13 protein-coding genes are annotated in these 12,097 nt (G+C 67.3%); 7 read left to right on the top strand and 6 right to left on the bottom strand.

Features of this window, described 5'->3' with window-relative positions; all coding sequences use genetic code 11:
* Window positions 1-109: 109 nt before the first annotated feature.
* Entirely contained in the window at window positions 110-1,753 is a 1,644-nt protein-coding gene (locus tag QUV35_RS13530; RefSeq protein ID WP_300874906.1) for a 3-(methylthio)propionyl-CoA ligase, read from the bottom strand.
* A 137-nt stretch (window positions 1,754-1,890) separates the two neighbouring features.
* On the opposite strand from QUV35_RS13530, the gene QUV35_RS13525 reads away from it, so the two are divergent.
* Genes QUV35_RS13525 through QUV35_RS13510 form a run of 4 tightly spaced genes read left to right on the top strand, consistent with a single transcriptional unit; the run spans window position 1,891 to window position 5,731 of the window.
* Window positions 1,891-3,348 (top strand): YdiU family protein, encoded by a 1,458-nt coding sequence (locus QUV35_RS13525; protein ID WP_300874904.1) that lies wholly within the window; start codon window positions 1,891-1,893, stop codon window positions 3,346-3,348.
* Window positions 3,349-3,365: 17 nt separating this feature from the next.
* Window positions 3,366-3,785 (top strand): peptide-methionine (R)-S-oxide reductase MsrB, encoded by a 420-nt coding sequence (gene msrB / locus QUV35_RS13520; RefSeq protein ID WP_300874901.1) that lies wholly within the window; start codon window positions 3,366-3,368, stop codon window positions 3,783-3,785.
* Window positions 3,782-4,702 (top strand): cysteine synthase A, encoded by a 921-nt coding sequence (gene cysK, locus QUV35_RS13515; protein WP_300874898.1) that lies wholly within the window; start codon window positions 3,782-3,784, stop codon window positions 4,700-4,702. Before msrB ends, cysK begins: the two co-directional genes overlap by 4 nt.
* Window positions 4,703-4,705: 3 nt before the next feature.
* Window positions 4,706-5,731: an LLM class flavin-dependent oxidoreductase gene (locus QUV35_RS13510; protein WP_300874895.1), complete on the top strand. Its 1,026-nt coding sequence runs from the start codon at window positions 4,706-4,708 to the stop codon at window positions 5,729-5,731.
* A gap of 44 nt (window positions 5,732-5,775) precedes the next feature.
* Here the strand turns inward: QUV35_RS13510 and QUV35_RS13505 are convergent, their stop codons facing one another.
* The gene (locus QUV35_RS13505) at window positions 5,776-6,747 is read right to left on the bottom strand and encodes a DUF533 domain-containing protein (protein ID WP_300874892.1); all 972 of its coding nucleotides are present in this window, start codon (window positions 6,745-6,747) and stop codon (window positions 5,776-5,778) included.
* A 125-nt stretch (window positions 6,748-6,872) separates the two neighbouring features.
* Between QUV35_RS13505 and QUV35_RS13500 the strand changes: the two genes are divergently transcribed.
* From QUV35_RS13500 to QUV35_RS13490, 3 genes are all read left to right on the top strand, one after another.
* On the top strand, window positions 6,873-7,415 hold the full coding sequence (locus QUV35_RS13500; RefSeq protein WP_300874889.1) for a septation protein A: 543 nt from the start codon (window positions 6,873-6,875) through the stop codon (window positions 7,413-7,415).
* Window positions 7,412-7,687 (top strand): BolA family transcriptional regulator, encoded by a 276-nt coding sequence (locus QUV35_RS13495; RefSeq protein WP_300874886.1) that lies wholly within the window; start codon window positions 7,412-7,414, stop codon window positions 7,685-7,687. Before QUV35_RS13500 ends, QUV35_RS13495 begins: the two co-directional genes overlap by 4 nt.
* 92 nt (window positions 7,688-7,779) lie before the next feature.
* Complete coding sequence (locus tag QUV35_RS13490; protein WP_300874883.1) at window positions 7,780-8,559, top strand: peptidylprolyl isomerase; 780 nt, start codon at window positions 7,780-7,782, stop codon at window positions 8,557-8,559.
* A gap of 51 nt (window positions 8,560-8,610) precedes the next feature.
* Here the strand turns inward: QUV35_RS13490 and QUV35_RS13485 are convergent, their stop codons facing one another.
* The 4 genes from QUV35_RS13485 to QUV35_RS13470 all read right to left on the bottom strand — a co-directional run bounded on the left by QUV35_RS13485 (window position 8,611) and on the right by QUV35_RS13470 (window position 11,511).
* Entirely contained in the window at window positions 8,611-9,348 is a 738-nt protein-coding gene (locus QUV35_RS13485; protein ID WP_300874880.1) for a DUF1624 domain-containing protein, read from the bottom strand.
* A 7-nt stretch (window positions 9,349-9,355) separates the two neighbouring features.
* The gene (locus tag QUV35_RS13480; protein WP_300874877.1) at window positions 9,356-10,111 is read right to left on the bottom strand and encodes an alpha/beta hydrolase; all 756 of its coding nucleotides are present in this window, start codon (window positions 10,109-10,111) and stop codon (window positions 9,356-9,358) included.
* Window positions 10,112-10,168: 57 nt separating this feature from the next.
* Entirely contained in the window at window positions 10,169-10,726 is a 558-nt protein-coding gene (locus QUV35_RS13475; protein ID WP_300874874.1) for a hemerythrin domain-containing protein, read from the bottom strand.
* Between the two features lie 98 nt (window positions 10,727-10,824).
* On the bottom strand, window positions 10,825-11,511 hold the full coding sequence (locus QUV35_RS13470) for a hypothetical protein (RefSeq protein ID WP_300874872.1): 687 nt from the start codon (window positions 11,509-11,511) through the stop codon (window positions 10,825-10,827).
* Window positions 11,512-12,097: the final 586 nt, after the last annotated feature.

Here is a 12,097-nt window from a genome sequence, read left to right as displayed (position 1 = left end):
GCCCGGACGCCGCGGGCACTCAGGGATAGCCCCTAGGGGCTATCGCACTGGCGACTTCGCGCTCCGCAAGGGTGGCCATCCCTGCCCGCCGCCCGTCGGGCGACCAGGATCAGATACCCGGCAACACGTAGTCCTTGAGCTGCTGTCGCAGCGTCATCTTCTGCATCTTGCCGGTGGCACCCAGCGGGATCGCGTCGACGAACACCACGTCGTCCGGGATCTGCCATTTCGCGGTCTTGCCTTCGAAGAAAGCCAGCAGTTCCTCGCGCGTCACTTCAGCGCCCGGTTTCTTGACCACCACCACGATCGGGCGCTCGTCCCACTTCGGATGGCGCATGCCCACGCAGGCCGCCATGGCCACGGCCGGGTGGGCCATGGCGATGTTCTCCACGTCGATCGAGCTGATCCACTCGCCGCCGGACTTGATCACGTCCTTGCTGCGGTCGGTGATCTGCATGAAGCCGTCGGGGTCGATGGTGGCCACGTCGCCGGTGGGGAACCAGCCCTGGCCCTGCGCGTCGTAGCGCAGCGGGTCGCCGCCCTCGCCCTTGTAGTAGCTTGAAATGATCCAGGGGCCGCGCACCAGCAGGTCGCCATAGCTCTTGCCGTCCCACGGCAACTCGTCCCCGGCTTCGTCGACGATCTTCATGTCCACGCCGTACACCGCACGGCCCTGCTTGAGCAGGATCTTGTGCTGTTCTTCGGGCGGCAGTGCGAGCTGCGCGTTCTTCAGCGAGCACACGGTGCCCAGGGGCGACATCTCGGTCATGCCCCAGGCGTGGATCACGGCCACGCCGTACTGGTCGTTGAAGGCCTTCATCATGGCGGGCGGGCAGGCCGATCCGCCGATGACGGTGCTCTTGAGGGAGCTGAAGCTCAGTCCACCGGCCTGCAGGTGGCCCAGCAGCATCTGCCACACCGTGGGCACGCCCGCAGCCATGGTCACCTGCTCGGACTCCAGCAGTTCATAGATCGACTTGCCGTCCATCGCCGGGCCGGGAAACACCAGCTTGCAGCCGGTGGCGGCGGCCGAATACGGCAGGCCCCAGGCATTGACGTGGAACATGGGCACCACCGGCAACACGCTGTCACGCGCACTCAGGCCGAGCGCGTCGGGCAACGCGGCGGTGAAGGCGTGCAGGATGGTGGAGCGGTGCGAATACAGCGCGGCCTTGGGGTTGCCCGTGGTGCCGCTCGTGTAGCACATGCTCGACGCGGAGTTTTCGTCGAAGGTCGGCCAGTGGTAGGTGTCGCTCGCGCTGCCGATCCAGGCTTCGTAGCTTTGCAGGCCGGGCAGGCCGCTGTCGGTCGGCAGCTTGTCGGCATCGCACAGCGCGATCCAGTGCTTGACCGTGGGGCAGCGGGCGGCAACCGCCTTGACCAGCGGCAGGAAGGTCATGTCGAAGCAGACCACCTGGTCTTCCGCATGGTTCACGATCCAGGTCAGCTGGTCGGGGTGCAGACGCGGGTTCAGCGTGTGCAGCACGTGCCCGGTGCCGCTGACGCCGAAGTACAGCTCAAGGTGGCGATAGCCGTTCCAGGCGAGGGTGGCCACACGGTCGCCAAAGGCCAGTTTCAGGCCGTTGAGGGCATTGGCCACCTGGCGCGATCGCACCGCAATCTGGCCCCAGTTGCTGCGGTGGATGTCGCCCTCGACGCGGCGGGAGACGATCTCGCCGCTGGCGTGGTGCCGCTCGGCGTGCACGATCAGCGTGGAAATCAACAAGGGTTGGCTTTGCATCTGGCCCAGCATGGGAGATCTCCTGTGTGGTTATGGTGGATTCAAGCGATCGGTGGATCATGCCGCAGTCGGTCGGCGCGCCCCCAGCGGGTTGGCCCGGATAGCCCGGCCTGCAGTGGGTGCAAGTCGTCTCGGTGACAATGGTCCACATGAGTTTTCTCCTGGCCTGGACCCACCGCTTCGCCGAGCTCGGCCCCGATTTCCACACCGAACTGTCTCCCACCCCGCTGCCCGATCCGCACTGGGTCGGCCAGAGCCCTGCCGTGGCGCGTGAGCTCGGGATCGACGAGACCTGGCTGCGGAGCGACGAGGCCTTGCAGGCCTTCACCGGCAACGCCGTGCTGCCCGGCATGCGGCCGCTGGCCAGCGTGTACAGCGGCCATCAGTTCGGCCACTGGGCCGGCCAGCTCGGCGACGGTCGCGCCATCCTGCTGGGCGAGCTGGCCGGGCCGCACGGGCCGCTGGAGGTGCAGCTCAAGGGCGCGGGCCTCACGCCCTACTCGCGCATGGGCGACGGCCGCGCCGTGCTGCGCAGCTCCATCCGTGAATTCCTCTGCAGCGAGGCCATGCATGCGCTGGGCATTCCGACCAGCCGGGCACTGTGCGTGAGCGGCTCACCCGGACGCGTGCGGCGCGAGGAGATCGAGACCGCGGCCGTGGTCACGCGGGTGGCGCCCAGCTTCATCCGCTTTGGCCATTTCGAGCACTTCTCGCACAGTGGCCAGCACGACCAACTGCGCACGCTGGCCGACTTCGTCATCGATCACTTCTACCCAGCCTGCCGCGAAGCCCCCGGCAACCCCTATGCCGCCCTGCTCGAAGCGGTGAGCGCGCGCACCGCCGCGATGGTGGCCCAATGGCAGGCCGTGGGCTTCTGCCACGGGGTGATGAACACCGACAACATGAGCATCCTGGGTCTGACCATCGACTACGGGCCGTTCCAGTTCCTCGACGCCTTCAACCCGGCCCATGTGTGCAACCACAGCGACACCGGCGCGCGCTACGCCTACAACCGCCAGCCCAACATCGCCTACTGGAACCTGTTCGCGCTCGGCCAGGCCCTGCTGCCGCTGATGGACGAGCAGCAGCAGGCACTCGACGCACTGGAGCCCTACAAGGCCCTGATGCCAGCCGCCCTGCAGCAGCGAATGAACGCCAAGCTGGGACTGTCCGACTCCAAAGACGGCGACGCCGAGCTCACCGACAACCTGATGAAACTCATGGCCGCCGATGCAGTGGACTTCACGATCTTCTGGCGCCGGCTCAGCCATGCGGGTTCGGGCGATCTGGAGCCGGTGCGCGACCTGTTCCTGCAACGCGATGCCTTCGATGCGTGGGCAGTGCAGTGGCAAGAACGCCTGCAGGCCCAGCCCGGCTTCGACGCCACCGCCACGCAAGCTCAGATGCTGCGCACCAACCCGCACGTGGTGCTGCGCAACCACCTGGGCGAAGTCGCCATCCAGCGTGCGAAGCAAGGCGACTTCAGTGAAGTGGCGCGGTTGCAATCTGCCATCGAGCGCCCATTTGAAGCACTCGCGGGTCAGGAAGACCTCGCCGCCTTCCCCCCCGACTGGGCCAGCCAGATCGAGATCAGCTGCTCTTCATGAGCATCCAGGAGACCCCCATGAACTTCCCCATCCAGAAAACCGACGCCGAGTGGCGCGAGCTGCTCGCGGCCAAAGGTGCCGAGCCGCGCGCCTTCGACGTCACCCGCCATGCCCACACCGAGCGCCCGTTCACCGGCAAATACGAGCAGGTCTGGAGCGATGGCAGCTACCACTGCGTGTGCTGCGGCAACACCTTGTTCGATGCCGGCACCAAGTTCGACGCCGGCTGCGGCTGGCCCAGCTTCTCGCAGGCCGTGCCCGGCGCGATCACCGAAATCACCGATCGCAGTCTGGGCATGGTGCGGGTGGAGACGGTGTGCAGCCAGTGTGGCGCCCATCTGGGGCACGTGTTCGACGATGGTCCGACCGAGACCGGCTTGCGTTACTGCATGAACTCGGCTTCACTCGAGCACTCACCCACCAAGGACACCCCATGAAGGCCGACAACATCCTGCAGACCATCGGCAACACGCCGCACGTGCGCATCCAGCGCCTGTTCGGCGACGCCACGCAACAGGTCTGGATCAAGTCGGAGCGCAGCAACCCGGGCGGATCCATCAAGGACCGCATCGCACTGGCCATGGTGGAAGCCGCCGAAAAGACCGGCGCGCTCAAGCCCGGCGGCACGATCGTGGAACCCACCTCGGGCAACACCGGCATCGGCCTGGCCATGGTGGCAGCGGTCAAGGGCTACAAGATCATCCTGGTGATGCCCGACAGCATGTCGGTGGAGCGCCGGCGCCTGATGCTGGCCTATGGTGCCAGCTTCGACCTGACGCCGCGCGACAAGGGCATGAAGGGCTCGATTGCGCGCGCTGAAGAGATCGTGGCCAGCACGCCCGGCGCCTGGATGCCGCAGCAGTTCAACAACCCGGCCAATGTGGCGGTGCACGTGCAGACCACGGCGGCCGAGATCGCAGCCGATTTCCCCGAGGGCATCGACGCGATCATCACCGGCGTGGGAACCGGTGGACACCTCACCGGCGTGGCCCGTGTGCTCAAGGCCCGCTGGCCGAAGCTCAAGGTGTTCGCCGTGGAGCCGAGCGCCTCGCCCGTGATCTCCGGCGGCGCCCCCTCGCCCCACCCCATCCAGGGCATCGGCGCCGGCTTCATCCCGGGCAACCTCGACATGTCGGTGCTCGACGGCGTGATCAAGGTCGAGGCCGAGGCCGCACGCGAAATGGGTCGGCGCAGTGCGCGCGAGGAAGGCATGCTGGTCGGCATTTCGTCGGGCGCCACGCTGGCCGCCATCGCCCAGAAACTCCCCGATCTGCCGGCCCATGCCGTGGTGCTCGGCTTCAACTACGACACCGGCGAACGTTACCTGTCCGTGGACGGCTACCTGCCGAACTGATTCATGAAAACACTCTCCGACATCCGGCTCTCCATGCTCGATCTGGTGGCCGTGCGCGAAGGCGGCACGGTGGCCGATGCGCTCGCCCTGGCGCTGCGCACCGCGCAACACGCCGAGTCGCTCGGTTTCACGCGATACTGGCTGGCCGAACACCACAACATGAGCGGCATTGCCTGCTCGGCCACCGCAGTGCTGGTGGGTCACATCGCGGGAGGCACCCGGCAGATGCGCGTGGGCTCGGGCGGCGTGATGCTGCCCAACCACGCGCCACTGGTGGTGGCCGAAGCCTTCGGCACGCTGGCCGAGCTCTATCCGGGGCGCATCGACCTCGGTCTGGGCCGTGCACCCGGCACCGATCAACCGACCATGCGCGCGCTGCGGCGCGACCGGGTGGAAACCGAGGCCGACTTCCCGCGCGACGTGGCCGAGCTGCAGCACCTGCTGGGCCCGGTGGTGCCGGGCCAGCGACTGATCGCCAACCCCGGCGCCGGCACCAACGTGCCGATCTGGCTGCTGGGCTCGAGCCTGTTTTCGGCGCGGCTGGCGGCGCAGCAGGGCCTTCCGTTTGCATTCGCATCGCACTTCGCGCCCCGCATGCTGCTGCAGGCGCTCGAGGTCTACCGCAGCCAGTTCAAACCCTCGGCCCAGCTGGCCCGGCCCTACGTGATCATCGGCGTGCCGCTGATCGCCGCGCCCACCGATGAAGAGGCGGAATTCCTGGCCAGCAGCACCTACCAGCGGGTGCTCGGCATCCTCACCGGCCAGCGCGGCCAGTTGCCACCACCGGTGCACGGATTCATGCAGAGCCTTCACCCCCAGGAGCAGGCCGGCATCGCCGACTTCCTCGCCGCTGCCGTGATCGGCGGGCCCGAGACCGTGCACGAAGGCCTGCAGTCGCTGGCCGACCTGACGCAGGCCGACGAATTCATGATCGTGAGCGATGTCTTCGAGCCGGCACTGCGCCTGCGCTCGCTGACCATCACGGCGCAGGCGATGGCGGCGCAGCGGCTGACTGCAGCCGCCGCCTGAGCCGCGCCATTCCTGAAGGGTGACGCCGCAGCCGGCGCGGGTGGTCAGCCCCTGACCATCTGCATGATCTGTCCGGCATCCAGCGTGGCCGCCTTCTGACGGATCTGCGGCAGATACTGCGTCTGCATCTGTTTGGCCGGACCGAGCAGGTCCTGGAAAGTCTGCTTGAGCAGCTCGGTGCTCATCACCCGGCCGCCGGCGTAATAGCGCTTGGCCACCTGGCCCAGTGCATAGGTGGTGGCAAACGAAAACGCCATGCCGGTGGCCGCGCTGCCAAGGCCGCCGATGGCGCGCCCGGCTGCCTTGCCCAGCAGCCCACCGAGCAGCTTGCGGCCGAACTGCTCCAGGTACTGCGAGGTCAGTCCCACGCCCACGGCGGCGATGAACTCGCGGATGTGGCCCTGATCGAGCTCCACCCCGTGCGCCTTGCCGATGGCGTACACCATCTTCACCTGCAGCGGAATGATCGCCATCGAGGCCCACGACTGCGGCAGCAGCTCCAGCGCGCCATTGAGCAGTGCGTGATTCAAGATGGTTTTGTCCAGATCGATCCCGGCTGCCACGCTGGCCGACACCACCGGCGCCGCTGCCGGGATGGACGCCGGGCTTGCCACCGCAACCGGCAGAGCCTGTTCTGCCGCGTCCACCAGGGCATCGGCCTCACGCTCGAAAGCCGCCGCCTCGGCCGGGTCGAGCTTCAGGCGCGACTTCAGGTCGGTCAGGAACGCCCGCTCGGCGTCGCTCTGTCGGCCGTCGGCATCGCACACGCACACCGCCATTTCGTAGGCGAGCTGGCGTTGACCGGCGTCCTGCAGTCCGGCCACGGCGTCCGGCAGCGACACCCGCTTGAGCAGCACGTCCTGGTAGAGCCGGGCCAGGCCCAGGCCCGCATCTTCACGCCCCAGCGACTCGGCCATGCGCCGGATCGCCTCGCGCTCGACGTCCGCCTTGTGGCCATCGGCAAAGCCCGCCATCAAGGCAATGGTGAGGATGGATTGTTGTTCTTGAGGGGACATGGGGGGTGGGCTCCTGGATGCGACAAAGGGAATGGACCAATGCTATCGAGCCGCCGCACGTGCCCCGAGTTCCAGCCCATGACCCCGATCAACGGCGACCCTGGTGCAAAGCGGATAATCCGCCGATGCGTTTCCTCATCGACTTCTTTCCCATCGCCCTGTTCGTGCTGGCCTACAAGATGGCCGACATCTACACCGCCACCGCGGTGCTGATGGCGGCCACGGTGGTGCAGACCGGCATCATCTACGGCATTGACCGCAAACTGCAGACCCTGCAAAAGGTCACGCTGGTGCTCATTCTGGTGTTCGGCGCCCTCACCCTGTTCCTGCAGGACGAGCGCTTCATCAAATGGAAACCCACGGTGTTGTACGCCAGCATGGCCATCGTGCTGGCGGCCGCGCTCTGGGTCTGGAAGAAGAACTTCCTGAAGATCCTGCTGGGCAGCCAGCTGAGCCTGCCCGACGGCGTGTGGGCCCGACTCACCGTGGCCTGGGTCGGCTACTTCCTGTTCATGGCGGCCATCAACGCCTGGGTGGCCGCCTACTACTCCACCGAAGACTGGGTCAATTTCAAGATCTGGGGCTATGTGTTCCCGGTGGTCTTCATCGTCGGGCAGGGTTTGTACATCTCCCGCTTCCTCAAGGACGATCCGGTGGAGAAATCATGAGCACGGCAGCGACCCCCACGGCGGCTGCGATCGAGGCGCAGTTGCGCGCCGTCCTGCAGCCCACCGAGCTCGAGGTGCTTGATGAAAGCGCGGCCCACGCCGGGCACTCGGGCGCCAACGGGCTGGGCTTCGGTACCCACTTCCGGGTGCGCATCGCAGCGCCCGGTTTTGCCGGTCTCAGCCGGGTTGCCCGGCACCGCCTTGTGTATGATGCGCTGCAAAATTTCACCGACGCGGGACTGCACGCGTTGGCCATCGAGATCAAGGCCTGAAGCGCCTTTTTCCTCCGCTACGTTCTGATACGAGTCTGCTGAACCCCGGCGGGCGCCGCAGCTCAAAACCCTTTTCACACCCGAGGATCACCATGAAATTTCCCCTCTCGGCCCTGACCGCGGCCGTGCTCGTTGCCAGCGCCTTCAGCGCCTCTGCCCAGAACATCGCCATCGTCAATGGCAAGGCCGTGCCCAGCGCCCGGCTCGAAGTGCTGGCCCAGCAGATCGCGGCCACCGGCCGCCCGGTCGATGACACCGTGCGCGCCCAGCTCAAGGAAGAAGTGGTGCTGCGCGAGGTGTTCATGCAGGAAGCACAGAAACGCGGCATCGGCGCCTCCGAGGAGTTCAAGAACCAGCTCGAGCTGGCCCGCCAGACCATCATGATCCGGGCCCTGTTTGCCGACTTCCAGGCCAAGAACCCGGTGACCGATGCCGACATCAAGGCCGAATACGACAAGTTCGTGGCGGCCAACGGCGGCAAGGAATACCGTGCCCGCCACATCCTGGTCGAGAAGGAAGACGAAGCCAAGGCCATCATTGCGTCGCTCAAGGGCAAGGGCAAGTTCGAGGACATCGCCAAGAAGCAGTCGAAGGACCCGGGCTCCGGTGCCAACGGTGGCGACCTCGACTGGGCCGCTGCCGCCAGCTATGTGCCTGAATTTTCCGAGGCCATGGTCAAGCTCGAGAAGGGCCAGACCACCCAGGTGCCGGTGAAGACCCAGTTCGGCTGGCACATCATCCGGGTGGACGATGTCCGCCAGGCCGAGCTGCCCAAGATGGAAGACATCAAGCCGCAGATCGCCCAGCAGATGCAGCAGCAGAAACTGACCGAGTTCCAGAAGACCCTGCGTGAGAAGGCCAAGATCGAATAAGTAGCGGGCGCGGTACTCAGGAAAAAGCGCGGATTTCCGCGCTTTTTTGTTTCAGGCGAGCTGCGTTCCCAGCCAGATCAGAGCCATCAGCACCGGCTGGTGCAGCAGGTAGTAGCTCAGGCTCCAGCGGCCCATGAAGGCCAGCGCCTTGCCCGCCCCCCGTGCGGGGGCGGTACCGCCCAGCCAGTGGGGTCGGTGGTGCAGCAGCCAGCGTCCCGCCGCCATGCCCCACCACATCGCACCGAGCCACGGCACCAGCGGCACGTAGTCTTCGGTCACCGGCTTGCTGCTGATGAGACCCAACCAGTTGAGCCACGGCGCGTTGAGCACTTCCAGTGCGGGAACCGCCTGGATCAAGAAGGGTGCAGCGAACTTGCAGCCGATGGCCACGGCGCCCAGCAGCCACAGCCAGGCGCCCCAGCCCGCGGTCAGGCGAACCACGACGAGCATGACCGCGATGCCGTGCAAAACACCGAAATAGATGAAGCTGTCGGGAAACACCAGCAGCGAGCTTGCGGTCACCAGCGCCGCCGCAGCGGCCACCTGCCACCAGCGGCGCCAGAAGCGCGCCCAGGTCTGCCCCTGGTGCAGCGCCACCGCCTGCGACAGGCCGGCGGTGAAAAGAAACAGGCTCACGATGGCCGTGCGCTGCCAGGTCCAGAAGGGGTCGCGGTAGAAGTCTTCGCGGATCAGGCGGAAAAAATGGAGGTCGAAACAGAAGTGGTAGGCCGTCATCCACAGCATGGCGACAGCACGCAGCTGGTCGATGCGGTCCAGGCGCTGCGACATGGACGCCTCAGATCGTGGCACGGCGCTGAATGTCCAGCAGGATCCGGCTGAGCGAGGCCGGCTCACTGACCATGGGGTCGTGGCCGGTGGCCATTTCCACCAGGTTCCAGCCCGGCTCGCTGCGCACCCGACGGCGCGACGCAGCGATGGTGACCAGCGCGGGCTCGGTGCAGTCGATGAAGGTGCGCGGCACGGCGGCCACGCGGGCGGCATCAAAATGCAGCGGCTGCTGGTACAGCCGGAACGGCTGGGGTGTCTGGCGCCGGTTGACCCAGTCGCGGTCGGGACCGACCAGGCCGAACAGGGCGGCGTCGGGCGGCGGGAAACTCAAGCCCGCGCTGGCCTGCGAGGCTGCGATTCGGGCCTGGCGGGTGGCTTCCTCATGGTGGCTGCTCCAGCTGTCGCCGGGGCCAGGCAAGGCCGCATCGAGGTACACCAGGTGCGCCAGCAAACCGGCGCGCTCGCGCTGCAGCCGATCGGCCACGCCGGTGATCACCATGCCGGCATAGCTGTGACCGACCAGCACCACCCGCTGCAGTTCTTCGGCTTCGATCAGGCCGATCACGTCCTGGATGTGGGTGTGCAGGTCGATCGCAGGCGAGAGCAGATGGGCCCGTTCGCCCACACCGGTGAGTGTCACGGCGTGGCTGTCCACTCCGGCCTTGCGCAGCAGCGGCAGCACCCGGCTCCAGCACCATGCGCCATGCCAGGCACCGTGCACGAGCACGATGGCGGTCGGGTCGGGTTGGGCGGTCGCGGTCAAAGGCGGTCTCCAGAGGTGGGGGGAACCTCCGGATTCTGCCTTGGGCGCGGCAGCGCGTCAGATGTAGGCGACCGGTTGCCGCACGTGCCTCATGTGCAGCGACAGGCCGAGTGCGGCCATGTGGTTGCTGTTGCGCCCGAGGATGGTCTGCGACAAGGGCAGGAACTCGGTTTCTTCAAACGCCGCGTGCGCCGAGTAAGCTGCCACGAGCTGGTGCACATCGTCCACGTCGAGGTCGGCGTCCTGGCCCTTGCCCACGCGCTTGAGGCCTTTTTCCAGCCCTTTCCACAGCGTCTCGATGGTGCGGTGTTCGTGGGTCAGACGCTCGGTCATGGCACGCACCCGGTCCCGCTCTTCGCCAGGTTGGGCGCTGGCAAGCACGGCCGGGAACAGATCGCGCTCTTCATCGAGGTGGTGCTCGAAGATGGCCTCGCGGAAGAACGCCAGCGAATCCGCCGCGATCTGCCGGGCCTTCGCGGCAGGCTCGAGCAGGGCCGGCAAGGCATCGAGCGACTGGAGGCGTCTGAGGATGCCGACATGGCAATCGGTGAAGGTGGTCAGCGGTGCGTCGGCCCGCGAGGCGGTGTCCGGATCCGGACGGGTTGAAGTCGTCATGCTGTCTCCTCACGGGTCACCGGGCGGTCCCCCGGCAGGTGCGCCCAGTCTAGGCAGACCGGCCTTCTGCGCCTTGATGCAGGTCAAGCGGCGCCGGATCAGCGGTGGGCCACCAGCTCGAACACATCCTTTTCAATCTCCCGGTGGTTTGCACTGATCACCCGGCGCTGCATCTTCACGTAGCGCTTGACCTCGGGCGCGTACCAGACCAGGTAATGGATGCGCACCGGTTCGATATCGGCCTGCGTGGGCCCACCGGTGCCGGGGCGGCTGCTCCAGACCTCGACCTTGAAGGCTTCGAAGCGTCCACCCGGCACGCTCACTGGCTCGCGGCCCAGCACCTTGGCCTGCGAATGCCACTGACCCCAGGTGTCCAGGTCGGGGGTGGCGAAGTTGCTCACCGAGCCCAGGGTACCCAGGTCGCGGAAGGCCCCGAGGTAAGGGCTGTACTCCAGGCCGATCTGGCTCCACTGAACGAACCCGGGCCGCGCGCCCACGCTGCGTTGCACGTCTCCCGCCAGCCGCGCTTGTGAGTCGGCCCGCAGCGCATCGGTCACCGCACCCTCACCCACCGATTGCACCGCGATCACGATCTCGCGGCGCGGACTGGTCGGCCATTTCCCGCTGGTCCGGTAGGTCCAGCTCTCTCCTGGCCGAGGCAGGCCGGTGTTGACGGCACCGGCGGGTTCGGCAGGGCGCACCGGCGCAGCGGCCACGACGGCTGGCGCTGGCGTCGGCGTCGGCGTCGGCGCTGCAGCGGGCATCTGGGCGGAGGCGGGTTCCACGGGCCGGGGCCTTGCCACCACCGGTGGCGGGTTGGGCCGGCTCGTGGCCGCGGGCGGTGGTGGAGCCGCACTGGCTGCCGCAACCCGGGGCGCAGGGGGCAACGCGGCTGCCGCGGTCGCCGAAGCGGGCGCAGCGGCCGGCTCAACCGGTGCCGCCGCCACTGGAACAGGTGCACCCGCAGCCGCTGGCGGGGGCGGCGCGGCGGCCACGGCCGGCGGTGTGTCGGCGGCTTGCTGGCCCCCGGCGATGAGCACGGTGCTGGTCGATTCCTGCGGCACCGGTTGCCTGTCGCCGGGCCAGAGGAGGGTCCACAGCGCCAACGCGAGCGCACCGGCTCCCAGCGTTGCCCATCCCAGCCGCGCGCTGCCACGGGCCGGAGCGACGGGTGACGTGTGCCCTGCCGAAGTTCCGCTGACCGGCGTCGGATCCTCCCCTGGGGCATCGGCTCCGTCACCGGGCCCGCTGTCAGCGAGGTCCGCACGCAGACCCGGCATGCCGGTCAGGGCCCGGATCAACTCCCGCGTGGACGACTCCAGCCTATGGACTTCAGTACATAGGCTGGACTATCTCCCGCAGCAGACTATG

The sequence above is a fragment of the Hydrogenophaga sp. genome (assembly GCF_030373225.1).
Classification (GTDB): domain Bacteria; phylum Pseudomonadota; class Gammaproteobacteria; order Burkholderiales; family Burkholderiaceae_C; genus Hydrogenophaga.
The sequence above is the reverse complement of the archived record's forward strand: the minus strand, read 5'-3'. Positions and strand labels throughout refer to the sequence as shown.

Coding starts and splice junctions, on each gene's coding strand:
- QUV35_RS13490 (WP_300874883.1), top strand. CDS start 7,780: ATGAAATTTCCCCTCTCGGCCCTGACCGCGGCCGTGCTCGTTGCCAGC.
- QUV35_RS13500 (WP_300874889.1), top strand. CDS start 6,873: ATGCGTTTCCTCATCGACTTCTTTCCCATCGCCCTGTTCGTGCTGGCC.
- cysK (WP_300874898.1), top strand. CDS start 3,782: ATGAAGGCCGACAACATCCTGCAGACCATCGGCAACACGCCGCACGTG.
- QUV35_RS13510 (WP_300874895.1), top strand. CDS start 4,706: ATGAAAACACTCTCCGACATCCGGCTCTCCATGCTCGATCTGGTGGCC.
- QUV35_RS13495 (WP_300874886.1), top strand. CDS start 7,412: ATGAGCACGGCAGCGACCCCCACGGCGGCTGCGATCGAGGCGCAGTTG.
- QUV35_RS13530 (WP_300874906.1), bottom strand. CDS start 1,753: ATGCTGGGCCAGATGCAAAGCCAACCCTTGTTGATTTCCACGCTGATC.
- QUV35_RS13485 (WP_300874880.1), bottom strand. CDS start 9,348: ATGTCGCAGCGCCTGGACCGCATCGACCAGCTGCGTGCTGTCGCCATG.
- QUV35_RS13525 (WP_300874904.1), top strand. CDS start 1,891: ATGAGTTTTCTCCTGGCCTGGACCCACCGCTTCGCCGAGCTCGGCCCC.
- msrB (WP_300874901.1), top strand. CDS start 3,366: ATGAACTTCCCCATCCAGAAAACCGACGCCGAGTGGCGCGAGCTGCTC.
- QUV35_RS13505 (WP_300874892.1), bottom strand. CDS start 6,747: ATGTCCCCTCAAGAACAACAATCCATCCTCACCATTGCCTTGATGGCG.
- QUV35_RS13475 (WP_300874874.1), bottom strand. CDS start 10,726: ATGACGACTTCAACCCGTCCGGATCCGGACACCGCCTCGCGGGCCGAC.